This is a genomic window from Rickettsia endosymbiont of Orchestes rusci (assembly GCF_964030945.1).
GTDB lineage: Bacteria > Pseudomonadota > Alphaproteobacteria > Rickettsiales > Rickettsiaceae > Rickettsia.
In genome coordinates this window covers 106,491-131,713 of record NZ_CAXIQG010000001.1, presented here as the reverse complement: position 1 = coordinate 131,713, position 25,223 = coordinate 106,491, and the positions used below count along the sequence as shown (strand labels likewise).

The window sequence follows — 25,223 nt, the reverse complement described above, 5'->3', positions numbered from 1 at the left end:
TCTAATTTTAATTTATAATTAATTTTTTAAGCCCTCTCTTTAGCTATTAAATGTTGTTCTATTAATCTTGCTCTTCTATCAATCTGATCACTACTTGTTAGCATATTACTCCATTTCTCTTGAGCAAAAAGTTGCACTCGATCTAAAGCTTTTAAGTAAGCAGTTAAATGATGATCTACTACTTGTTTCGGTTTTAGCATGGTTACTGCTTTACGTACTTCTGAGATTACCTCCTTTAAATGCTGCAATAAACTGTAGCTGGCAACTAACTCTGAAGAGCTATCTAAAATAGTTACTCCTGATATTGCTTCTAAAGTAATATAGTCATAAATTGGGAATGCTTCCCCTATTGAGGATAGGAAAGATATGTCTGCATTACTAAACTCATTGTTGCTTGCCAGTTTACTCTTTAATTCATCTAGCTTGGTTTTAGCCTTGCCTTGATATGATTGATCTGGGGCAATACTAATATTACGTCTTATTGCTGGATTTAAACAATTACTGTTGTTACAAGTATAAATTGAAGCAGACTCTCCGCCTTTTAAATGAGCAATCCAGCTCTTTTCATCTTGAGCAAGTGACGCAAGAAAATAGACATTATTATCTCGAACTATAATAGTTCCTATCATTGACATAATGGCATTTCTCATATTTTCAGGAATCCCTGCTTTTTCTGCTGCCTTGATAAAAATATTATAATTATCTAGCATTAGCTCTGGATCTTTATTTTGGATGTTCGCTAAAGCTTGTTTCTGCTCTAAATCACTACGACATTTTTTACCGGCAGCAAAATAATCAAAGCCAGAGCTGGATTGTAAATCCTTGCAAACTGATTCTCTCATGGCTGAATCTTTAGGCAAAATGGAAGCGAAAATAGCTTTAGTCATTTCACAATCGCCCTTAGCAAATTGATTCATTTCCATAGCAAGATTTCTTAAATCTTTTAGGGCATTTTCTATTTGCGGAGCAAAGGTCTTAAGGCCCAATGAAAATGCATAAGCTTTTGCTTGCGTACCAATATTTTTCATTAGCTGTACTAGCTCATCTCCTGAAATAATCGAAAAACTGCCAAGGTAAGAATCAATACCACTACAGCTCATGGTCAGTGTTGGCGGAGTTATAGAGATCGGATTAAAAGCTGTTTTATTTGTCCGCATTGATAGTCCTCCTGCCGCATAATAGCCGGCAGCTTGAGATTGATATGCACCAGGTTTCGTTACATTAACACTCATCCCTTCAAATACATCCTGTAAATCCCAAGCATAAGATGTTGTTGCTTGTAACAATAAAACTATCATGAAAATATGCATCACATGTTTTATGTAGATCACTCTTCTAAACTTATTGTTACCAATCATAATCACTAACCTTTAGTCTATTATAGTGCTGAACTATCAATAAAATATTTTTAGCAATTTTATCTTCACTAATAATTCCTCTTGCAACTGGATATATTTGTATGCCGCTGCTATCGACTAAATATAATACCGGTACAAGCTCTGCAGGATTTAGTGTTTGTAACAAACCGGTATCTTTAATGGTTGGCATCCCTTGAAATCTAGTTTCACTATTACTTACAAAAATTAATTGAAAGCCATATTTATCTGCAAATTCTCTTACAATAGGGGTAAATGCCTGGCAGTAATTACATCCTTGATTTACTTGTATAATTAATCCCCAATTCTCAGCTAAAAATCTTAGTTTTTTGCTGTTTTCTTCTTCTTGCCTTACTTCATATAATTTTTTATGTAATGAATTTACTGGTTCATCCATGTTTACTAGCTTGTAATCTAATATCGTTGCTAGTTGCCACATGGTGGCAAATTTATGTGATTTTTCTAAGATTTGTTTATGTAACCTTTGAGCAATAATGACATTTTCAAGAGTAGGATCATCTAAGGCTTTATGCTGTGCTCTATTAAATTCCTTCTTTAAAGCTTCTATCCTTTGACCATAAGGCTCAAGTTCTGGCTCTTGCTTTTTTTTATCTTGAGAAAATTTTAATATTTCTGGCTTGTAAGCATGATCCTCGTTATACCATAAAAACCCTTGAGGTTGTTGCCAAAACTGATTATTTACATTTAACCTGATCATTTCATTTTTATTACTACTATCTAACTCCATAGTACCAGCAAATGCATGATTTGACCAATCATTGATTAATAACCATAAATTAATTACTAGTAATGTAATGGCTAGTAATGATTTATTTGCTATGTTTACCAGCCACTTCATCATTTTAATAGGATAAATTTGAATCAGTATGATTATTATTAAATCTTTGTTGTTGCATTATAGGCATCTGGTTTTTTAGTTGCTGCGGAAAATTCTTATGCATTTTACTTTTAGCATGATCAAGTAAATCACTAAATAACTCCTCTAAATCAAATTTAGAAAAATCTATTCTTTGCAGCTCTTCTACTGTAAACCCCCTGCAATTAGCATGTTGTGCCGTGCCAAAACTAATAGATAATTGTTTTTTTCCTTGTTCCTGAAATACTCTTGCAAGTTTTGAATTAAAACAACAATAAGTAGATTCCTTGGTAATACATGTTTTAAATACCTTATCTTTCTTAGCACAATATGTCCCAACATAGTAGCACTGACCTTTTTTCCTTTTTAAGGCTAAGGCTTTTTCTTCTGCACTGCACCTTAATCCTAGATCCCGTCCCCAACCTTTGAATCCGGAACAACAATTAAGAAAATTACCGATATTTGTTTTACGACAACTATCGCTTGTACCTTTAAAAACCATCATCGGATTTGTCTGCATATCTTTTTTCATTTCATTTAACATTGCAAGATACCCAACATTTCCCATATCAGTATTTGGCACAATAGTTGCAGTATGACAATCCCCTCCTAAACAAAACATTTGAGCTCCGGCAAGAGAAGAGCTGAGTTCTTTTTTCTCAATGTAACAACTATAATTTCGACTCCATTGCACACAGATACTAGCAGATTGTTTAACGCAATTACTGCTTGCAAGTTCACAAGCTTGCTTCTTTAAATGATGACAGCCATATTTTGGCTCGCTACTACATTGATATTTAATGTGCTCTCTCCAACATGGACGATTAACCCGATATTGATCATAAAATATCTTCTCTCCTCTTTCTAAACATACCGTACCTAGCTCATGACATTCATTATGCTCTATTAATGATTCTAATTCTTCTGGATAAAGAAGCCAATATTCTCCTTTTTCCTTAAATTCTTTTTCCTTTTCTCTAAATCTATATTTAAAATTATATTTATCCCACTTTACCTCATGTCTTCTACATTCAGTTAAATTTCCGCTGCCCCTTGGATTAATACCAATTTCTTCACTAATTTGTTCTAAATTTACTCCTAGCTTTTGGGCAATAATACTTCTTACTTCATTTTGAGTGCCAATATCGCTACGCATATGCATACCATTGCGTTTCTTTTTCCAATGAACCGGATATAGCAAATGGTAATGTAACCTACATATCTCCTCTCCAGATATATCAATAGTTCTATCTTGCCATGCTTCCCATTTATCTATTAATTCTGTTTCTAAATATAGCTCCCTCATTATATCAACCGTAAAATCTACCCCTTCAATACAACTCTTTGCAATTTTTGTTTTTATAATTGTTTCACTATTAGAAAAATTATCTCCTTCTGTATGTCTTAAAGGATCTGCCTCAATTTTAGCTGAATTAATAATTAAGGGGTTTTTAGGATTAAGCTCATATTCTTGTAGTCCATCTATTTTCCTGATCTCACTTTGTTGCAGTAATTGCCCCTCTAAACCATTATTCAACATTTGAGTGCCTTGCTTCGTTAAATCTTGATCTTTCATTTGACTTAAATTTGAAACATTTACATCTTTATCAAATATTACTTTATTGCCCATTTGATCAGGATTGCCAAGCCTGATACTGTTTTCATATTGTTTAGCCCTATTATAACTATCGTGAATGTTAGCAATCACATTAAAACTAAACAATACAATAATCATTGATAAAAACGTGAACCTCATGAATTTTCTTTGTTCATAATTTCTAAAGCATCATGTAATGACATGTGACCAGTTAGTCTTTTTACTCCCTTGCCTTCACTATTCACTATTATTGCTGGTACAGAAGTAATTTGATATTCCTCAAATAGATTGGGATCAATATCAAAACTAATACCAATTTCATCGGCTTTTGCTTTAGTATCTAAAAAAGAATTATTTTTTAGACCTCGCATTACAAGTTTTGCTCCTGCTCGTTCTGCTTCAACATAATAACTCTTTAATGCTGAATCAGGCATTGAAAATGAGATAAAAATGTAAATTTGAGTTTTAGGCTGTATCAGCTTTAAACCTTCTTGTTGTGCCACAATACTCTTGCTACTTAGCAGTAATAAAATTATTAAACTTACTGTTTTTAAGCTGAAACACATATTCCTAAACTTATAACATCAAAAGAGGCAGCATGATCTCTTTCTCCAGATTAAATAACCAAAATCCTCACCTTTAACCGGGAATTCGCGTGCACCCTGCCAGGTAGTTTCAGTCTCACCAATCTTTTTACAAGAATGCACCTCTGGTATAGGGTAAGTCATCTGCAGTCTATATTGGCTCTTCTTGATTATTGGCATTGGATATTTACCGCATAATCCGCTACTCCCCATATATCCCCATAATAACAACTCCCTATGTAACTTAGCCATAAATTTAGCCACTATTAATGCAGAAGTTCCAACTCCGCCATTATAAGAGCTAGTTGTACCGGTAAAGGGATAAAGAGAGCCTTGACAGCCACAGCACCAAAACATTGCATCGTTAGCAAGATTACCAGAACTAGAGCTAATGCAATCAGCTATGCAAGCTGACCCAGCTGCAATACTTCCAAATAATAAACTTTCAGGATTTAATATGGCAGCTTTGCTATCGTCTCCCCATAATGGATCAAATTCAGTTAAATATGCGATATCTACTTGTGACATCTCTAAACAGGCAAAATCAAGTAATATCTCAAGCCAGTAAATCACTGGATATATATACCAATGAACATGATAAAAGCTACTTCCCTCTATATCATCCTTAACACCTTTTTGTATGCTAGTCCCAAGATTAATGCCTCCAAGACTTACCATACACATCGGGGATTTAGTCACATCAACCAATCTCACTGGCTCCCAAAATCCAATTGGAATTCCAGGAACCGGCATCGGAATCGAAGGCTTAGGACAAAAACAAACAATTTGCCTTGGGTTATTAGTATCAGCCATAGAACTTGAGACAATTTTTACTCCTCCGATAGTAATTGGAAATAAACATTTCCAGCAAACATCAGTGATTGGATTTACAAACCTGCCTACGCAGCCAATTGATGCATAACTATAATTACCAAGCAAAATAATTATAATAAACATTATTAACTTCATTATTACTTGTATATTTCAGAAGTTATTAAATCTGTATTTGCTTGACAACCTACCTTTGCTTGCTCTGCTATCATATTATTTTTCTCACCTGCTATTAAATATACTACTTCTCCACTAGATTTTACTATTGCTTGCACCCTACCTTGTAATACCTGATCTATTATCTTTTCTAAATTTTTCTTTGCTTCTGGTAATTGCCACTTCTTCATACATTACCTCCGGATTTTATCAGTTGTTATTCACACCTTAATTTTTACTCAAATACTATAACATTTCAATTAATCTTTATTTCACTAATCTTTAATAAAATCCCTTCTTGTTCTATTATAGCTGGAATAGCTTTTATCTTAAAACGAGTAGTAAGCATTCCACCTTGATCAAAAAACACCGGCTTATTTAACTTTTTTGCCAGCTTAATAGGATTTCCTTTAGTAAGTACTAATTTTCCTATTCGTAATTTAACCCACTTAATCTGCTGCTCATCATCACCATCAATAAATATCAATAGCTCCCCCCAACTTACTTTTTCTAAAGGATTCACACTTGTTCCAGCTTTTACTATGATCTTTCCCGCTTGATCTTTTATATCTGTCTTTTGTATAAAGCTCGGATCATAGTGCCAATTTCGGTTTATGCTTGTTTTTGCTAAAGCTAAGATAGCAGTTGGTCTAGAGATTTTTTGCTGTACTTTATTTTTAAATTCTTCCTGCATTTTCTCTAAAACGCCATTTTGTTTTGCTATTTTGAGCCTCGCCATAATGACCTCTAATAAAGACTCTTCAATAATTGGAAATACATGACCCCTGACTCCATAATCTCTAATTGCTATTTTAGAATTATTGTCTATGCTTATGTCTAAATTATTATTGTGTGCATTTACATAACTTACCTTTAATACAATCACAAATAAAACAAAGGAGCTTATAATAATAATTTTTAGAGCTAAATATCTTCTCATATTTTCCCATAAAACTTTAAACTAAGCCTTGCTCTTCCAGTATATTATTGATGGCATCTGTAACGCTCATTCCCGCAATCATTCTATCCTCTATGGCTTGGTAATCCCTAGCATTAGTAGAGGTCAGCATTAGAGTAAATGGATCTAACATTAATCTTGCCACAACTCCATGAACACTTGGTCCATAAATTGCTGCTTCACTATAATGCGGTGGATTTGAATGAATTGATTGCAGTAAATTTAACTTCCAATCTTCATCAACAAAACCTGCAAGTTTGGGGTTTGCTCTCATTGCTTTAAAGCTCTCAGGATTTTGCTTGAGAATAACTTTATGTGATGAGTTCTCAAAAACTTTTTCAGCAGCTGAGCCTGCTTCCCTAAAGTAATCAGTTAATTGCTGAGTAGCAAGCGTTATTGAGCCGTTGTATTTTCTAGCTATTCTTCCTGCTTCTTCAATAAATTCTCCAGATCTCTTGCCAGATAGTAATTTCCATGCTTCATCAATCATGATTAGAAAGGGACGCTTCCTATCACCTTTAACCATTGCTTGGTTAATATGAACAATCATGATTTGTACAATTACTGCAAGTAGTGCCGGGCTACTACGAAGATGATCAGTTTCAATTACCACGATATCTGAGCTTAAGGATAATTTTGCCTTACCACTAAAAAACTTGCCATATTGCCCATCACGGGTAAATGGAAATAACATATTACCAAGTTCTTGTGCGTAAGACTCTTCTCTTTTTAGCAGCCAATCTGCTATGTCAGTTATCTCAGCTCTTGCTCCTTTTGCTTGCCAGACAGCTATTAAGGCCTTTTGTAGCATTGGTTGCTGCAAATCATTAGTTCCATACTGAGGAGCTGCCATGGTTGCTAGAATTGATGGAAAACTTGCTAGAAAATCTGCTTGTGCTTCAATTGAGTCTTCGCTGCCGCCTGCTGGAATTTCTGAGAATGGATTAATTGATATCGGATTTTTTACATCAAATTCAATATAATTACCACCTAATAACAAACAAGTTCTTTTAAATGATCTACCATAATCAAGAACAAATACTTTGCCGCCTATACCCAAAATTGATAGCATTAACTCCTGCATAAACACTGATTTACCAGATCCTGGTACTCCTGCTATACAAAGATTAAAATTTTCATTTGGAGCTGCAGCTGTGCTATATAAATTTGAACCAATTAATGCTGAACCAAAAGGAGACCAATACATTATCTGTCCTCTTCTACCGGTAAGCAGCATTCCAGGAGAGCTTAAATCCCCTTTCCATTCACCAATGATAGGCAGTAACACCTTACTTTCTGAGGCAATAGTCCTTATGCCTCTACCAAGATTTGATAATGCTACGCCAACTCCCCGAGTCTTTTTGTTAAATATATTATTGAATCTATTAAACTTACCCACTAAAGAATTTGGTGCTGCTTCAACTAACTGCATCGGCAAACTAGCAAGCACTACTGCTAAATGATCATATTTACAAGGGACAAAATACCAGCCACTTCTTCGCATATGTGAACAAAACTGTGATGCTGACCCTTTGGCTTTGTTCTTCTTATCCCACATAATGACATTTAAATGGATATTTACTACTCTATCGCCGTTTTGCAAGCACGCTACTGCTCCTGCTAAATCTTGTGCCTCTAGCTGCAGGTTAGGAAAAAACTTACCCATTCCAGCATTAATATTTCTCTCTAAAGCTTCTCTTTTGGTAATAGCAGATGTTTTAGCCACTAACTGATTTGGTATAATCTGCAAACCAAAATGAATTAAAAAATTTGCTCTAATATATTCATCTCGTCTTAGCTCATTACCTAAAAATAAATCCATGGCTGATAAACGCCACTCAGAAGGTCTTTTTCCCGCCTCTAGAGCGATAAATATTTGATTATCATTAAGACTTACATAATCTTCCTTCTCATATAAAGAAAAATTACCAGGTAAAATCTGCTCAGATAATATTTCATAAGGATTAAGTTCAGGATGCTCTTCTTCTCTCCAGCCAAATATTAAACGGACAAATTTTAATAGCAATGTTGCCTCAACATTATAAGTAGTAAGACCAATTGATTTAAATGTATCTTGCAATACTTCTCTTCTTCGTATCATCTCATTAATATCAATCGTCAGCGTCGGAATAGTTACTGAAATTAATAAAACGACATCTTTGATATTTCCCTCTTCCTTTGCTTTTTGCTCTAGAAACTTTACTCTTCTACTGCTAAGCTCAGCAAAGATGCTGCCCTTTCTATGTAATTGCCAGTTATCTAGATATTCTCTTATATGATCAGAGCCAATCATCAATATTTGAAAACTACTGCCTGCCGGTAAATTCTCATCACTTTTTAAAAATTCAGCTATCTCTCCTTGAGCTTGCAAGCTTGTTCCAACCAGCGGCCAGCCAAGCAGGACAAATCCTACTGAAGCCCTATTAAAAAAAAAGCTACTCTCCTCATCATATGATTCATAAACAAAATGTTTAGATAGTCTTTCCCGAGCAAAATCTTTATCAATTCCTGATGTCATTATTATACCTTCCAGAGCATCTAGCAAAGCATCTCGATTTAAAATTAGGCTTATCATTATTATTATTTGGATTAAACATATCAAAATCAGCCATTTTATTTACTTCATATAATGATTTACATTTTAGTCCTTGGGGCAGCGGGCAATCAAAATCATTCCTATATGGCATCAACTTACAATTAGCAACGCTAAAGCTTAACATTAATAACAAAAGCAGATTAATTATTTTATTATTCATTAAAAATTACCCGGATATTGTTGTTCTGACTGCAAATCAATCTCTGTCATGTATGGACCTACCCGATAATGCAAGAAAAAAATAATATATAACAGCAAAAAAATTGAATGCAGTCATGTATCCGGCTTATAGTTAATAAATCACTTTAAATTTACCCTATAGCCCTGATGGAATTCGCTGGCTTACAAAACTTATTACTTATCATTTCATCGGCTTCTAAACGAGCCCCTGACAGAATCAGTTTTTTTGTAAGCTAAGGTTCGTCTTATTTACCATCAATATTATCATTCTTTCGCATATTCCGGATTAGAATCTATTAAATTTCTATTTATCTATAATATCATCTTGTCAATTATTTATACCAATTCTTTAGCTACAAACTTTACTCTCGGTATAATCATTACCTGAACTAAGTACTGCAAACACCACCCTTGCTAGTTTATTAGCTACTGCAACAATTGTTTTATTATGCCCATTCCGTTCAGATAAATTAAACATCCACTCGGTAAACTTGCTATAATCTTTTTTAGATTTTTGTTCTTTCGTGGTAAATCTTATCTTACTATTCAGTACTGCTCTTGCTCCTTGAATTAACAAAGTGCGTAAATAGATATCACCTCTTTTACTAATACCTAGTAACTTATCTTTGCCACCACTAGAATGTTGCCTTGGCACTAATCCTAGCCATGCTGATAATTGCCTGCCATTTTCAAAACAACTAGCATTACCTATTGAAGCTATTAAGGCTGTGGCAGTAATTAACCCTATACCTGGTATCGTCATTAGTTGTTGGTGATTACTATACTGGCTAGCTATAATTTTTAACCTTTGTTCTAGTTCTTTTATTTTCTTATCATTCTCTAGAAATTCTTCTTTTAACTCTCTAAACGTTTGGTAGCTTAACTGACTTAAATCCCCTTCATCTAAAATTTCAATTAATTTTGTCATAATCTTATTGATTCCTTGCGGAATAACAAAACCAAATTCATGTAATAATCCCCTGATCTCATTAGCAAGAGCTGTACGGTTTTTTACCAATCGTTGCCTTACCCTATGAATAAATAAAATATCTTGTTGCTCTACAGTTTTGATAGGCACAAACCTCATATTAGGTCTTGCTACTGCCTCGCATATTGCTTCTGCATCGGCTTGATCATTTTTATTAGTTTTAACATAAGGCTTAACAAATTGTGGAGCCATTAGTTTTACATTATGACCTAATTTTGTTAATTCTCTCGCCCAATAGCTAGAACCACCGCAAGCTTCCATGCCTACTAGACATTTTGGTAAGTTAGACATAAAAGTTAGAACCTGCTCTCTAATTAATTTTTTCTTTAATATTGTCTTACCATTTTTATCTACACCGTGAATTTGAAAATTTTTTTTTGCAATATCTATACCAATTGTGGTAACTTCCATATGGGCCTCCTTATTGTTGTTTAGGATTCATTTCCTATCCTAGAAGATTAGCATCTGCTTCTCATTCTGTATATAGGGTAGGTCCATTCTATTATTTCATTTCATCATAAGGCTCAAGTTCTGGCTCTTGCTTTTTTTTATCTTGAGAAAATTTTAATATTTCTGGCTTGTAAACATGATCCTCATTATACCATAAAAACCCTTGAGGTTGTTGCCAAAATTGATTATTTACATTAAACCTGATCATTTCATTTTTATTACTACTATCTAACTCCATAGTACCAGCAAATGCATGATTTGACCAATCATTGATTAATAACCATAAATTAATTACTAGTAATGTAATAGCTAGTGATGATTTAGTTATTGTGTTTACTAACCACTTCATTATTTTAATAAGATAAATTTGAATCAGTACAATTATTATTAGACCTTTGTTGTTGCATTATAGGCATCTGGTTTTTTAGTTGCTGTGGAAAACTCTTACTCATTTTACTTTTAGCATGATCAAGTAAATCACTAAATAGCTCCTCTAAATCAAACTTAGAAAAATCTATTCTTTGCAGCTCTTCTACTGTAAATCCCCTACAATTAGCATATTGTGCTGTGCCAAAACCAATAGCTAATTGTTTTTTGCCTTGTTCTTGAAATACTCTTGCAAGTTTTGAATTAAAACAACAATAAGTAGATTTTTTAGTAATACATGTCTTAAATATTTTATCTTTCTTAGCACAATATGTCCCAACATAGTAGCACTGACCTTTTGCTTTTTTTAAGGCTAAGGCTTTTTCTTCTGCATTACACCTACTTAATCCTAAATCTTTGCCCCAGCCTTTAAACCCAGAACAACAATTAAGAAAATTACCAATATTTACTTTGCGGCAACTGCTGGCATGCCCTTTAAATACTGAAATCGGATTTGTCTGCATATCTTTTTTCATTTCATTTAGCATGGCAAGGTGCCCAATACTTGCAATATCATTCTTTGGCACAATAGTTGCAGTATGACAATTCCCTCCTAAACAAAACATTTTTGATCCTGCTATAGAGGAGCTAAACTCTTTTTTCTGGGCTATACATATGTAATCTTTGTGCCATTGCAAACAAATACTAGCAGCTTGCTTAACGCAATTGCTCCTTGCAAGTTCACAAGCTTGCTTCTTTAAATGATCACACCCATATTTTGGCTCACTACTACATTGATATTTAATTTGCTCACTCCAGCATGGACGATTAACATTATATTGATTAAAAAATAATTTATCACCAGCTTCAAGACATATGCGATTTATTTCATGGCATTCATGTTCTTCAAGCAAAGCTTCTAAAGATTTATTTACTATTTGGAAATATTCACCTTTTTCTCTAAATTCCTTGATTTTATCACGATATTTATAAGTAAAAACATATCTATCCCATTTTACTATATCTCTATCCCAGCCTTCAGTTAACGCTCCTTCTCCTTGAGAAGAAATGCCAATATATGTATCAATATGATCAAGAGAAACATTTAACTTACCGGCAATTGCTGCTCTTACATCAAGCATTATTGCTTGATTATTATGCATATGCATGCTGTATATTGTTTTACGCTTACCGAAATGTCTTTTCTTTTTCCAAAAGACAGGATAAAGCCAGTGACGATAACTGTTACTTATCTCAGAACCTGAAAATGCTATTGCTTTATCTTGCCAATCGCCCCATTTATCTATTAATTCAGCATCTAGTATAAGATTCCTGATAATATCTATTTCAAATTCTGCCCCTTCACAGCAACTCTTATTAATTTTGGTTTTGAATACTTTTTCACTAACATTAAGTGCAGTCCCTTCTGTATGCTTTAATGGATCTGCCTCAATCTTAGCTGAATTACTAATTAAGGGATTGTCAGGATTAAGGTCATATTCTTGCATTGCATTTATTTTCTTCAGCTCACTTTGTTGCAGTAATTGCCCTTGTGCAGAGTTATTTAGCATAACACTACCTTGATTTGTTAAGTCTTGATCATTCATTTTACTTAAATTTGATATATTTACGTCTTTATCAAATATTATCTTATTGCCCATTTGATTAGGATTACCAAGCTTAATACTGTGTTCATACTGTCTGGCACTATTATAACTATCCTCCATAGTAGCAGAGTAAGAACTGATTGAGGTGGTACCCTTTGTCTAGACAAATTTTTTAAATTTTAGAGGTGTAATTCTCCTTTATTAATGTATTGGTTTTTCAAAGTAAAGTTTGCATTTTCTATGTCATATAGCCTCTTGGTAATTTTCTAGTTTTTCTGCAAAATGTATCATTTTAGGTGTCTTATATTCAAGCGATTGATGAGGTCTTTGCTTATTATAAAATTCTATATAATCTCTGATAGCTATCTTTGCTTCACGTACCGTTTCAAGATCAAAACGATAAATCTTCTCTTGTTTCAAAGATCTCCAAAAACGTTCAATAAATACATTATCTAAGGCTCTGCCTTTGCCGTCCATACTAATAGCTATGCCTTGTTGCTCAAGTATTTGAGTAAAATCTTTTGATGTAAACTGTACTCCCTGATCCGTATTAAAAATGTCAGGCTTGCCATGTATAGATATTGCTTCATTTAGAGCTTCAATACAAAAATCATTTTCTAAACTAATCGACACCCGCCAACTCAAAATATAACGACTATACCAATCCATTATAGCAACCAAATATACAAAACCTTGCTTTAATCTTATGTAAGTAATATCTGCACAGTAAACTTGATTGGAGCAAACCACCTCTATATTATTTAATAGATATGGGTATACTTTATGAGCCTGATTCCTACGGCTTAAATTAATTTTTGGGTATACTGCTTCAATACCAAGTATTTTATAATATTTTCTTATCATCTTACGACTAACATTTAACCCTTCCGATTTTAGGACATGAGACATTCTTCTAGTACCATAATAGGGATGCTCTGTAAAAATCTCATCAATTCTGTTCAGTACTCTATACTCCTTATCATCTAAGGTATTCCTAGCTCGGTAATAGTAACTTGAGCGGTTTAAATCTAAAAGTTCGCATTGTCTTGCTATGGTTAATTTTGAAGCATAACTTATCATTTTTTTCCTAACCTCTAAATCCAAAGATACTAGATTTTTTTTTGAGCCAGTCTCTTTCAACTGTTAACTGGCCTATTTGCTCAAATAATGATTTAATTAAATCTTCTTGGCCGGTATCTTGTTGTTTAGATTTCGATTTAAATCCAGAAACCATAAAATCTAAAGCTTCTTTCTTCCATTTATAAATCTGATTAGCGTGAACACCATATTTGCTGGTAATTTGAGCTATAGTCATTTCTCCAGATATTGCTTCAATTGCTATTTTTGCTTTTTCTTCTGCGCTATATTTTTTAACTTGTTTTTTCATTTTTTGCTCCTTTTCCTAGGAGATATTATACCTACTTTTCTCTATTTTCTTGTCTAGTTTTTGGGTACCATTATAGATTGCATTCATCACTAAAGTAACTAACATAATAATATTAATACGGGCTGTTGAAAAAGTCTACAATGATTTAAATATATTACAAAATATAAACTCTTAGTTTACGCTAAAATGCGTTTATTTAGTAAAATTTTAAGTTATTACATAGAAAGGATTAGGTATAAAGCACTTTTTCAACAGTCCGATGACATTAGTTTACAGAATGAAGCGAAGTGGTGGAAAGTATTAATTGATCGCAATAAGAATGGTGAGAGATTTTTAACTGAGAATTTGCAAATATTTATCACAACTACAAAAAATGGAGTGGAAATAGCAGAAGAGAAACTGCTGAGCCATTATAATAGTTTAGATTTTCAACTAGCTAGAAACGATAAATTGCATCTTGTTGGTTTATTATCAATACTGCCAATGCAGCAAGCAGTTTTTTGGAAGTCTTTAAAATTCTTTCAATTAGTAAAAAACGTTCCTGCAAGTGAGGTAGTTGCTAAATTACCTATTCATGGAGAATGGAAAGGTATTAATAGAAGCGGTGTATTACTACTTGGTCGCAAAGGTGAGATGTTTAACTGGAATCCATTTTATAGGGTAGGAGGTGCCGGTAACTATAATGTATGCGTGATGGCACCGTCAGGCAGTGGGAAGTCATTTTTTTGCAGGAACTCGCTACTAGTTTAGTGTCGCAAAATGTACAAGTATTTGTGCTAGATATAGGATCGTCTTACCAAAATATTGCTGAGGCTATGGATAATAGTGAGTTCTTAAGATTTAATGCATTAAATGATCTATCACTTAATCCGTTTCATGGGATTATAGGTAGCGGAGCTGTTTATTTAGAAGCTCAGAAGCTAAAGCGAGAAGGTAAAAGCAAAGATGAGATTATGCAGCGTACCGGTTTAACTGCTGAAGGATTAGAAATATTATTCTTGGAAAATAATAAGGCAAAAGAGGTCGCCGAGAATGAGACTATTGAGGTTTTAAAGATTGGAGAGCATTTTGTAACCAAGGATGCGATTATTTATGCAAAAACTACTATAGCTACAATGTGCGGTGTGAGCGGAGATAACACAAAAGAAGCTATAATTGAAAAGGGATTAAATGAAGGGATAAAGCAATACGGGGATACGCTAAACTTAGATAAATATGCGGGGGTTCTAGAAGAGATGGAAAATGGTATGGGAAGAGATCTTGCAATATCTCTATATCCATATACATCGAGTGGAGTTCATGGCAGGTATTTTAGGCAAGGAAAGAATGCTAAATTCAATTCACCTTTAACTGTATTTGAATTTGAAGAAGTTAAAGGTGATGAGGTATTCTTGTCAGTCATTTTGGGCATAATATTAATGCAAATAACAATGCAATTTTTATGTGGGGATAGAAGTATAAGAGATTTGTATTAATTGTTGATGAAGCATGGAGAATTATAGATCATAGCGTAGGTTTTTTAGAAGCATTTGCAAGAACTGTCAGAAAATACGGTGGGAGTTTAATCACCTGCGTACAAGAGTACAAAGATTTAGATAACGGACCGAAGCATCAAGCAATTTTAAATAACAGTAGCTGGACGGCAGTGCTGCGTCAAGAACCAGCTGGGATTGGTCAGATGAGACATTCTGAGAAATTTAAGAACTGTGCGGCATTAATCGAGACTATTACCAAAGATCCGGAAAATAAATATTCTGAGATTATGATCATGGGCAGTAACTTACGTGTTGTAGGAAGATTAGTGGTAGATCCGTATAGCGAGTGCTTGTATTCGACGGAGAGTGAGGATTATGGCTTTTTGCATCAATGCAAGAATAATGGAATAGATAAGGATACGGCAATTAGAGAGCTTATCAAAAGAAAGGGCAAGAAACTACCGGCATTTAAAGTGGATCATAAAAGTATAGAGCCAAAAAGCGGCAGAGAGGAGATAATTCTAATATGAATCAGAATCAGATATCAAATAACGAGTCTAAGACATCACTTCAGGTGGAGGCTGTAAATAATATTACAGTAAATAAGCATCAAGTGAATGTGACAAGACTTATGATAATATTGTTAATATTTCTAATTGGGTGTTGTTGTGGACATCTTGGATCGCAAATGCTCTCTAATTACCAAGATAAAATGCAAATATTATATGTATCACGCAGTGAGATAATGGATTTAGAAAAAGCAAGACTTGAACAGAGCCAAGATCCTGCGGGCAGGATGTTTTTTGGAGAGATTAATAAGGCAATCAGTTTAATTCGGAGAGAAGCGATTAATTATGAGGATAAATATCACCGTGTGATATTTGTAGGAGATAATTATGTGGAAGGGAGAAATGCTAAATCTATTAGTAAAATAGTATATGAAAAAGTAATGCATCAATTAAATGTCATAAATAGTAGTATATAATGATTAAATTAACATTTAAAATACTAATAATTTGTAAAGTAATATTTATTATTGATGCCCATGCTATGGATCCAGGAAAGCAAGGTGCAACATACGAGGTAGTAGAGGAAGGGTTTGTCAGCATGATTAAGAATCGTTTATCGACGCTTGATTTGCAGCAACATCAAGAAGAGATGCTACGAACAGCAAGACGTCAGGTATTAGAGCCAGCACCTGTTGTTGGCATAAGAGCTACAAGTAAGCCAAGGGAGTTTTGGTATGATCCAAGTTTTACCTTAACAAAGGATATAAAATTATCTGACGGCAAGATATTACATAAGGCAGGTACAAAAGTGAATCCTCTAGATCACATGGTGTTTGATCGCGAGCTAATATTCATCGATGGAAGAAGTCAGGAGCAAATGGAGTGGCTTAAGCAGCGATTAGATGGTGCAGAACAAAATAATACGCAGATGATAGTTACACAAGAACGCCAAGAAGAATATAATAATTTAGAAATGATAATTCTTGTAGGTGGAAAAATACTGGAGTTACAAGAGGATATAGGTAGAACATTATATTTTGATCAGGCAGGTGAGTTAACGAATAAGTTTGGTATTGAGCAAGTTCCGGCGATAGTGGTACAAGACGGCAAGAGGCTTAAGATATCTGAAATCAAGATTTAGATTAGACGTAAAATAACTGCTGGCGACGAATAGAAAAAAGAACGCCTCCAGCAGCAAGAGTCATAAAGAATAACGTTAGTAGGTGACAAGAAGAAGAGCAGGAAACCTACTAACATAAATAAGTTAAAAGTAATAATAGCAACAAGTCAAGAAGAATTTAAAGCGAGGTAATAAGGTAATCATGGTAATAAAGCAATATAGTGGGAGTGATGGTACTAGCATTAATATTCAAGGATATGCAGAGTTTTTAGAGAAATTAAAGAATCGAGTTGCTACAAGCAGATTGAGAGCGGCTAGAGCAGTTAACACGGAGCTAACAACACTTTACCATTATATTGGTACTGAGATTTTAGATCGTCAAAAGAGATATGGCTGGGGTTCTAAAGTAATAGATAATTTAAGTCAAGATTTACACTCAGCTTTTCCTGAAATGAAAGGTTTTAGTAGTAGAAATTTAAAATACATGCGACGCTTTGCTGAAGAATATCAAGATTTTCAATTTGTGCAAGAGGTGCTTGCACAATTAACGTGGTATCATAATGTGACTCTATTAGACAAAATATCGGATAAACGCACTAGATTATTTTATATACACCAGGCAATAGAGTATGGTTGGTCACGCAATATTATGGTTATGCAAATCGAACTTGCGTTACATAAGCGTCAAGGTAAGGCAATAACAAATTTTCAAGATACATTACCATCTCCACAATCAGATTTAGCTTATCATACACTTAAAGACCCATATATTTTTGATTTTTTGAATATAGGTAATGAAGCACATGAGCGAGAAGTAGAAAAAGAATTAGTAAAACATGTAGAAAAGTTTTTATTAGAATTGGGTGCAGGATTTGCATTTGTAGGCCGACAGTATCACTTAGAGGTAGGAGATCAGGATTTTTATATTGATTTATTATTTTACCATTTAAAATTACGTTGTTTTGTAGTGATTGAGCTAAAGAATAAGGACTTTAAACCGGAATATGCGGGAAAAATGAATTTTTATTTATCAGCAGTAGATGATTTATTAAAGCATTCAAGTGATAACCCAACTATTGGGCTAATTTTATGTAAATCTAAAAATAATGAGAAGCAAAGATTATACAAATAAGGTGGTTAACCAGTCGCAAGAGACTAGCAATTGTGTGAAAAAATATTTTTGGCGAGTATGGGCATTAGATAAGATGATGACATGTGCACTAATTATGAGTTTATCAACACTTATGTTGCCTAATTTAAATGATGCAATAATTCTTTTTTTCCACTAATGCTTTTTGTCTAGGGCGGTAGTATGTATCACAAAAGAAAGTTTGAAACCCAGATAGTCTATATGTAATAGTTGAGACGGGCTGTTGAAAAAGTTATAAAAAGAAGTAGAAAAGAGTTAATCTAAGGAATAAGCTGTATTTTTATGCTTAAATGAAGGTGTAAAGATGCAGGGTTATAAGCTTGATCAAAGTGTGAGATGTAATAGCCTTAGCTTAAGGCACATGATACCTAATGATCATTTATTAGTGAGGATTCATGAAGCTAAAGAATTAGAGTTTTCTTTTATCTATGAAATAACTAAGAATCGTTATTGTGCTAATTACGGACGTCCATCAATTGATCCTGTATTATTTTTTAGGATGCAAATAATAAGTTACTTATATGGTATAAAGTCAAATAGACGATTATGTAAAGAAATTCAGTTAAATATAGCATATAGGTGGTTTTGTGGTTTAAGTTTAGAGGATAAAGTACCGGATCATTCATCATTAAGTAGGATAAGAGATAGATTTGGGGTAGAACTATTTCAAGAAATATTTATAAGCTTGATTAAGCAATGGTATGAACTAGATATTATAAAAGGAGAAACAATTATTTCAGATGCCTCTTTAGTTGAATCTAATGCCTCTATGAATAGCCTAATATTAAGAAAAGATCAAGGTGATTCACAAAAGAGAGAATTAAAAAAATATGAACGTCGTTATCATGATTTCCGAGAAGGGAAAAAAGTAAGGAAAATATCTAATCAAACTCATGTCAGTAGGACAGATCCTGATTGTAGTCTTGTATCAAGAACTAATGGTTATAAAAAGCTATGTTATAAGACCCACTACTCAATTGATTCAGATTCACGTATTATAATAGATTGTTATGTAAGTACAGGATCACAACATGAGTGTATTGTACTTCCAAGTAGAGTTTGGAATATATTAAATAATTTTTCTTTTAGAGTAAAAGAATGGATAGCAGACAAAGGTTATGGTAGAGGTCCAACCTATGGATATTTTAAATTACTTGGAATTACAACTTATATACCTTTACATGTAGATAATCTTGGTGAAGGAAAAATAAGTAGGGGGGAATTTCAATATGATAGAGAACAGGATAGATATAAGTGTCCACAGGGACATTATCTTTATCCGTATGATAAATTAGATAAAAAACAAATAAAACGTTATCGTATTACAGGAGGGCATTGTAAAAATTGCTCTCTAAAATCAGGTTGTATTTCTGATAATTATAGTAATAGAGGACGATTTATTTATCGTAATCCTTATCAGGATGAAATAGATGAGGTAAAGGTCAGACAGAATAGAATTGATTTTAAGAAAAAACTAATTGAGAGAAAGTGGAAAATAGAAGGTCTATTTGGTGAAGCTAAGGAGAATCATGGTTTACGAGGAGCAAAATTTAGAAGTGTACAGAAAACACAGATTCAAATACTGATGATTGCGATAGTACAAAATTTTAAACGGATACTTAAAATTATTTTTTGGTTTTTTTATCTACTGCTATTAAAGATAAAAAAATATTAAAGTATTTGCAACCTTATTGATTTTTTCAACAGCTCGTGTAGTGTTTTACACTTAATTTATGTGGTGATATGGATCGTACCATATTAGCTTTCTTAGCATAATTTATTGCCCTTGCCTAAATTTATCCTTATTTGACAATACTCAATTTATCCCTCACTGGTACCATGCTGTTTGTTTAATACTTCAAATACTAAGTTTTGTAGTTCTACTACTGCTTGAGATAACCTTAATTGTTTAGCTATAGGAATATAGAATAGTAAAGTTTGTTCTGCTATCTTTTTTTGTTTTTCATATGAACTATGATAAGTAATTGTACGCATATTATGAATACGATCTGCAATTTTTATCATTAAAACTCTTACATCTTCTTGTTCGATTAATTTTTGTATATTTTCGTACTGTGATAAATTTAATTTTTTTCTACCTTGTTCAAATTTTGTTACCCCATTCACTAATTTTGCCACTGTTGGATTAAAAATTGCTTCTATGGTTGATAAACTCATCGAGGTATCCTCAACAATATCATGAAGTAGTGATGATAATAAAGTATCTTCGTCTGAAGTGAATTGTAATAATATGTCGGTTACAATTAGTGGATGTATATAAAAATGTTCCCCAGATTTACGGGTTTGTTTCGCATGATATTTTTTTATTAGATTTATGGCTTTTTTGATTTGTTTTATATCTATATTTGGGTTTTTCTTATTAATATCTTGAATTAATGTAGTTTCTATTTTTTTAGCATCTAAGGAATCAACAATAAATTCCTGTAAAATTGAGTTATTTTCTTTAAAATCCATAACTTTTGGTCTAATATCACGTACGCGTAACGGAATAACAAAAATTATGCTATATTCATTATTGAATCCATTATAATGCAATGCACCATAATGAGAATTTATTATCTTTACATTTTCTGCTTTACATAAATCTTGTGGAGTATTTAAAGTAAAAGCAGCTTTTGTTGTGTCACCCATATAAAAATTTGGTAACTCATCAATTTTTCCTGATGCTGTTACTACAAATCTAATAGCTGGGATTTTCTTAGTATAGTTTTTTATAGAATCAATTCTGTACCATAACTCGGCAGAATCTATAAAAATATGAATATAATTATTATTTAAATTATATTCATGTACTTGCATTATAGTATTTATCAGTAGTTTTTTTATTAAATTTATATCACATTCTATAGTTTTGTAATTTGCTGTATTAAAAAAAGCTAAAGCAGGAGTATTCTCTGACTTCGCTATTCTTGTCTTAACCTCATTCAGTAATAAATTTATATCAATACTTTCTACTTCAAGCCTTATATAATCTTTAGCTTGAGTTGCAATCTCTTCTAGATACTTTGTAACAGAAGTTAGCTTATTATAGGCTTTGGTAAATGCTTCGCTAGAATCTACCATCATTTGTTTGCGTAGATTATTTGTGACTTCTTGTGTTTGTTTTAATATTTCTAATCCTTCTTTACCAAGACCACGAGCTAATTTCTCTTGGTAATTTAAAGCATCTACTAATTTATCAGTAGTAGAACTATATAACTCTCTTAACTCTTGCTGATTATTAAGTAATAAATATGAATATTGTTGCTTTCTACGAACAAAAATTATGCCAATAATAACAGAAAAAAAACATGTATAAGCCAATATATAAATAACATTAGTGCTTAGTATAAAACTGTTAAATAGTAAGTAGTATGCAGTAAAGGCAAGCAATGTACCGGTAATAGATAACACTGTAAATACTATCCAATTCACAAGCACAATTAATAATATTATTGCAAATGCAATATTTATCAACCATTCTACATTGCCTTTTTCTAGAAGAAAAATAAAAGTAGAGGAGAAGGGCAAACAATAAAATAGCGTTAAATGATAATATGCTGGAAAATATTTTTTTAAAATAGATGGCCAATAAGGTTTTAACATCAGTCCTATGCACATTAAGCCGCCTATTATTCTAAGTAATAAAATCCAGTGGTATAAATTAGGTTCTGCATAACTATACATGAATATAGGTAGCATATAATTAAAAATCATAAATAATGCAAATATATTTGCACTAACACCATAACCTTCTATTTCAGGCTGTGAGTAATTTATAAATTGCTTAGAAAAAGATTTTAATGATGTAAATAATTTGCTGGAATAACTAGCTTTTATAGTGAATTGATTATCATCATCTCTTTTTACCATTATAAATCCTTTATTTAGAATATAATGGCTAATAAAAAAACTAATCAAATTTATAACAACGCTTATAGGAATTAGTAGCTCATTATCAAAAAATAATTTACCAATGATAAAAGTTACGGTAGTAATTATTGATGGTATAAAAAAAGAAAGAGAACTACCTTTAAGACCTATAATGCCTGCAATTAAAGGAATTGTAAAAATTAATGCTACAATCTCAGATGCTATATTTATCCCTTTAGCTAAATCTACTATTCCTGCATATTGGATCCTAGGCAAAACATTATTCACTGATGCTGTTACTGCAATTATCCCTAGCCCAAACGTACTATAACGTGCTAATTTTAGCTCATCAATATTAATATTTTTTTTATCACAAACTGGTTTTATTACATCATGAGAAAGCAATAATGCTCCTGAATTTAAAAAGGAGTCAGCAGTAGACATAACCGCACCAATTAATCCAATAGCTAGGATGCCTTTAGCACCAGCAAAGAAGTAATTATTTATTAAATAAGTCATTATTTCACTCCCTCTAGAAGGTATATTTACGTCTCCAGTTTCTTTCAAAACTATAGCAGACAAACCAATTAAGGTAAGTAGCCCAAAGAATATGATTAGAAAAAACATACTAATATAATAACTATTGGTAAGTTGCTTACTATTTCTAGCCATAAGCATTCTTTGTATGAAAGGAAAACTTAAAGGAAAAGCTGGAAAAATATACCATACACAATAGATAAGATAATCTTTTAAATTAGGATGGTGCAGAATATCGAAATACTGAGTAGGTATTTTGGTGATTAAAGATTCCATACCACCAACTTTATTAAGTACTACATAGGCTATCATTGGTATCATTATCATTACTGCTATAAATTGTATAAGATCAGTAATAGTGACAGATTTTATGCCACCTGTAGAAGAGTAGATTATCAAAAATGTTCCACCAAATATTATCCCCCATAATTTTGGCATTCCTAATAACTCAGCAACATTACCAAGCCATATAATTTGCAAAGTTACTAAGGTAATAGTATAGAAACTACCAAGAATACCTATAGTAAAACGGGTTTTTGTACCATAAATTTGTCCCATTAATTCAGCGGTAGTTAAGCAACCATCAAAATATTTAATACGCGGTAAAATAAAGAAAATAATAAATGAGAAGCAAAATATCACACCGCACAAAATTGTTGATAATATTGGCAAAATACCATCATCAAATACATAACCCGCATATCCTATCCCTTTAGAACCCGTAATATATGTGGCCAGTATGGTAATTGTGAGTATTCCACTACCAAATACTTTATTGCCTATAGCATATTCTGCTATATCTTTGATGTGTTTACTTGCTCGAAGACCAACAATGAATGTTATTATGAGAAATATAATAACTATAATATTATCTATATTTAGGTTATACATATTGACCTTAAAAAATTTAATGTCCCCCTACGGGGATAAAAAATCCCTAGCTTAAAGTGTAGAAGTTTAGACGAACTGTTGAAAAAATCAACCACTTTCATCTGAGAGATGAAAGTTTGATTATGGCGACTAGAAGTCGCATGTCAAGCTAAAACTTATTCGAGTCTTATGTTAGAAATCATATCTGATTCATGTGCATCAGTATGCTTATTAGGATCTGTCAGGAAGATCATACGCATCAAGTTAAGAAAAGCAAGTAGGTTATACTGGTATTACGGTAGTAAATTATGAATTAAAAAGAAGCTAATATATGGTATAAATTTTTGCAAGATTAACAACTAAATTGTGAGAATTTGTACTATGGGGAAAATAGTAAACTTAGCAAAACTATGCCAAGAGTTTTTTGGAGAGACAGCCAATAATTTATCCATTACAACAGGATTTATTAAGAGACAACGAAAAATAACTGGTTCAGCTTTTCTAAAAGCTATAGTGTTTGGTAATATGAGCGATAGTAATTGTAGTCTTGATGGAATGCGTAACTTTTTAAGTGAAGAAACTATAGATATTTCTGCCCAAGGCTTAGACTTTAGGTTTACTGAGGTAGCAGTAAAATTTATGCAGTCAATGTATGAACAATGCTTGAAATTATTTAGAAATACTATGCCGCTTGATTGCAACATTTTGCAGCAATTTAATAGCGTTAAATTATTGGATAGTAGCCATATTATTCTACCTGCCAATATGGCGGATATGTATAAGGGTTGCAGTGCTTGCTATAAGGGGCGTAGTAGTACAGTGCAATCTTCTCTTAAATTACAGGTAGTATTTGATTATTTAAATCAATCGTTAGATAAAGTCGATATAACAGAAGGTATAAGGGCTGATCAAGGATATAGAGAACATTTATCAAACATATCTACTAAGGACTTATTAATATCTGATTTAGGTTATTTTGTCCCAGCTTCATTTATTCAAATTATCGAACTTGGTGCATATTTTATTAGTCGTTATAAAGCAGATACTAATATATATGACCATATCACTGAGGAAAAAATTGATTTATTAAACTTATTAGATAATAAATTCTTTTTATCAAAAGATGTACTTTTAGGTAAACAAGCAAAAGTTAAGCTACGGATTATATGTCATAAATTGACTGATGAACAGGCTATTGGTAGAAGAAGGAAGGCTAATTTATTAGCTAAGTCTCATAAATATAAATCTTCTTCAAGAAACCAGAGATTACTAGATTGGTCAATATTTATCACTAATATATCAGAGGATATGGTTAATGCTGAGCATATAATGATAATTTATCGAGCAAGATGGCAAATTGAATTATTATTTAAATTATATAAAAGTCATGCAAAAATTGAGAATCTTAAAGGGAGAAGTAAACCTGCAAGAGTTTTGTGTGAATTATATGGTAAATTATGTAGTGTGCTTATTTTTCATGGATTATCGAATTGTGTAGAATTAGCAAATGATAGAGAAATTAGTTTAACCAAAGCATTTATTGAACTACAGAAAAGGTCAAGAGAATTATTCCTGTCTATTACTGGACGTCTTAATGATTTAGAGCAGTTCCTTAAGAAATTAATTATAGATTGGGGGAAATTTTCTTTGAAAGATAAATATCGTAAAACCAGATTATCTTCCTTAAATACACTAAAATTATTAACAATTATGGCTTAACTTGATGCGTATGCTTA

General features: G+C 32.6%; 22 protein-coding genes and 2 pseudogenes. 9 read left to right on the top strand and 15 right to left on the bottom strand.

The features are described 5' to 3' along the window. Positions 1–26 precede the first annotated feature (26 nt). The 14 genes and pseudogenes from AAHM91_RS00650 to AAHM91_RS00585 all read right to left on the bottom strand — a co-directional run bounded on the left by AAHM91_RS00650 (position 27) and on the right by AAHM91_RS00585 (position 13,953). Positions 27–1,358, bottom strand: a complete 1,332-nt coding sequence (locus AAHM91_RS00650) for a conjugal transfer protein TraH (protein WP_342269534.1) — start codon at positions 1,356–1,358, stop codon at positions 27–29. Then, complete coding sequence (locus AAHM91_RS00645; RefSeq protein WP_342269533.1) at positions 1,348–2,238, bottom strand: conjugal transfer protein TraF; 891 nt, start codon at positions 2,236–2,238, stop codon at positions 1,348–1,350. Before AAHM91_RS00645 ends, AAHM91_RS00650 begins: the two co-directional genes overlap by 11 nt. Position 2,239: 1 nt before the next feature. Continuing rightward, positions 2,240–3,988 (bottom strand): conjugal transfer protein TraN, encoded by a 1,749-nt coding sequence (gene traN / locus AAHM91_RS00640; protein WP_342269532.1) that lies wholly within the window; start codon positions 3,986–3,988, stop codon positions 2,240–2,242. A gap of 17 nt (positions 3,989–4,005) precedes the next feature. Further along, positions 4,006–4,416 carry a type-F conjugative transfer system pilin assembly protein TrbC gene (trbC, locus tag AAHM91_RS00635; RefSeq protein ID WP_342269531.1) on the bottom strand — a complete coding sequence of 137 codons (411 nt, stop codon included), beginning with the start codon at positions 4,414–4,416 and terminating at the stop codon, positions 4,006–4,008. 18 nt (positions 4,417–4,434) lie between these two features. After that, positions 4,435–5,403 (bottom strand): conjugal transfer pilus assembly protein TraU, encoded by a 969-nt coding sequence (gene traU / locus AAHM91_RS00630; protein ID WP_342269530.1) that lies wholly within the window; start codon positions 5,401–5,403, stop codon positions 4,435–4,437. Positions 5,404–5,405: 2 nt separating this feature from the next. After that, positions 5,406–5,612, bottom strand: coding sequence for a type II toxin-antitoxin system prevent-host-death family antitoxin (locus tag AAHM91_RS00625; protein WP_342269529.1), 207 nt, complete (start codon positions 5,610–5,612; stop codon positions 5,406–5,408). 65 nt (positions 5,613–5,677) lie between these two features. Continuing rightward, complete coding sequence (traW, locus tag AAHM91_RS00620; protein WP_342269528.1) at positions 5,678–6,361, bottom strand: type-F conjugative transfer system protein TraW; 684 nt, start codon at positions 6,359–6,361, stop codon at positions 5,678–5,680. 16 nt (positions 6,362–6,377) lie between these two features. Continuing rightward, on the bottom strand, positions 6,378–8,897 hold the full coding sequence (locus AAHM91_RS00615) for a TraC family protein (RefSeq protein ID WP_342269527.1): 2,520 nt from the start codon (positions 8,895–8,897) through the stop codon (positions 6,378–6,380). Beyond that, a complete protein-coding gene (locus AAHM91_RS00610; RefSeq protein WP_342269526.1) occupies positions 8,881–9,135 on the bottom strand; it encodes a conjugal transfer protein TraV in 255 nt (84 codons plus the stop codon). The genes AAHM91_RS00615 and AAHM91_RS00610 overlap by 17 nt, the downstream gene beginning before the upstream one ends. A gap of 369 nt (positions 9,136–9,504) precedes the next feature. Next, entirely contained in the window at positions 9,505–10,554 is a 1,050-nt protein-coding gene (locus tag AAHM91_RS00605) for an IS110 family RNA-guided transposase (RefSeq protein WP_342269513.1), read from the bottom strand. A 100-nt stretch (positions 10,555–10,654) separates the two neighbouring features. Further along, a pseudogene (locus AAHM91_RS00600) lies at positions 10,655–10,945 on the bottom strand (conjugal transfer protein TraF); the annotation flags it as partial. Position 10,946: 1 nt separating this feature from the next. Next, positions 10,947–12,686 carry a conjugal transfer protein TraN gene (traN, locus tag AAHM91_RS00595; RefSeq protein ID WP_342269524.1) on the bottom strand — a complete coding sequence of 580 codons (1,740 nt, stop codon included), beginning with the start codon at positions 12,684–12,686 and terminating at the stop codon, positions 10,947–10,949. Positions 12,687–12,809: 123 nt separating this feature from the next. Beyond that, positions 12,810–13,646: an IS3 family transposase gene (locus tag AAHM91_RS00590; protein ID WP_342269489.1), complete on the bottom strand. Its 837-nt coding sequence runs from the start codon at positions 13,644–13,646 to the stop codon at positions 12,810–12,812. 7 nt (positions 13,647–13,653) lie between these two features. After that, a complete protein-coding gene (locus AAHM91_RS00585; protein WP_045812944.1) occupies positions 13,654–13,953 on the bottom strand; it encodes a transposase in 300 nt (99 codons plus the stop codon). A gap of 186 nt (positions 13,954–14,139) precedes the next feature. Between AAHM91_RS00585 and AAHM91_RS00580 the strand changes: the two genes are divergently transcribed. From AAHM91_RS00580 to AAHM91_RS00550, 8 genes and pseudogenes are all read left to right on the top strand, one after another. After that, a complete protein-coding gene (locus tag AAHM91_RS00580) occupies positions 14,140–14,703 on the top strand; it encodes a DUF5934 domain-containing protein (protein ID WP_342269523.1) in 564 nt (187 codons plus the stop codon). Beyond that, positions 14,640–15,428 (top strand): TraC family protein, encoded by a 789-nt coding sequence (locus AAHM91_RS00575; protein WP_342269522.1) that lies wholly within the window; start codon positions 14,640–14,642, stop codon positions 15,426–15,428. The genes AAHM91_RS00580 and AAHM91_RS00575 overlap by 64 nt, the downstream gene beginning before the upstream one ends. Then, positions 15,428–15,958, top strand: coding sequence for a TraG/VirB4 family ATPase (locus tag AAHM91_RS00570; protein ID WP_341789203.1), 531 nt, complete (start codon positions 15,428–15,430; stop codon positions 15,956–15,958). The genes AAHM91_RS00575 and AAHM91_RS00570 overlap by 1 nt, the downstream gene beginning before the upstream one ends. Next, complete coding sequence (locus AAHM91_RS00565) at positions 15,955–16,413, top strand: hypothetical protein (protein ID WP_341788952.1); 459 nt, start codon at positions 15,955–15,957, stop codon at positions 16,411–16,413. The genes AAHM91_RS00570 and AAHM91_RS00565 overlap by 4 nt, the downstream gene beginning before the upstream one ends. After that, positions 16,413–17,078 carry a conjugal transfer protein TraW gene (locus AAHM91_RS00560; RefSeq protein ID WP_341788951.1) on the top strand — a complete coding sequence of 222 codons (666 nt, stop codon included), beginning with the start codon at positions 16,413–16,415 and terminating at the stop codon, positions 17,076–17,078. The genes AAHM91_RS00565 and AAHM91_RS00560 overlap by 1 nt, the downstream gene beginning before the upstream one ends. Before the next feature lie 181 nt (positions 17,079–17,259). Next, positions 17,260–18,189, top strand: a complete 930-nt coding sequence (locus AAHM91_RS00555) for a PDDEXK nuclease domain-containing protein (protein WP_342269521.1) — start codon at positions 17,260–17,262, stop codon at positions 18,187–18,189. A gap of 475 nt (positions 18,190–18,664) precedes the next feature. Beyond that, positions 18,665–18,869, top strand: a pseudogene (locus tag AAHM91_RS10905) (transposase); the annotation flags it as partial. A 107-nt stretch (positions 18,870–18,976) separates the two neighbouring features. Then, positions 18,977–19,882 (top strand): transposase, encoded by a 906-nt coding sequence (locus AAHM91_RS00550; protein ID WP_410525699.1) that lies wholly within the window; start codon positions 18,977–18,979, stop codon positions 19,880–19,882. 146 nt (positions 19,883–20,028) lie between these two features. Here AAHM91_RS00550 and AAHM91_RS00545 read toward each other — a convergent pair whose 3' ends face one another. Beyond that, positions 20,029–23,508, bottom strand: coding sequence for a sodium:solute symporter family transporter (locus AAHM91_RS00545; RefSeq protein WP_342269520.1), 3,480 nt, complete (start codon positions 23,506–23,508; stop codon positions 20,029–20,031). A 360-nt stretch (positions 23,509–23,868) separates the two neighbouring features. On the opposite strand from AAHM91_RS00545, the gene AAHM91_RS00540 reads away from it, so the two are divergent. Beyond that, positions 23,869–25,206 (top strand): IS4 family transposase, encoded by a 1,338-nt coding sequence (locus tag AAHM91_RS00540; protein WP_341788944.1) that lies wholly within the window; start codon positions 23,869–23,871, stop codon positions 25,204–25,206. The last annotated feature ends 17 nt before the right edge of the window (positions 25,207–25,223 follow it).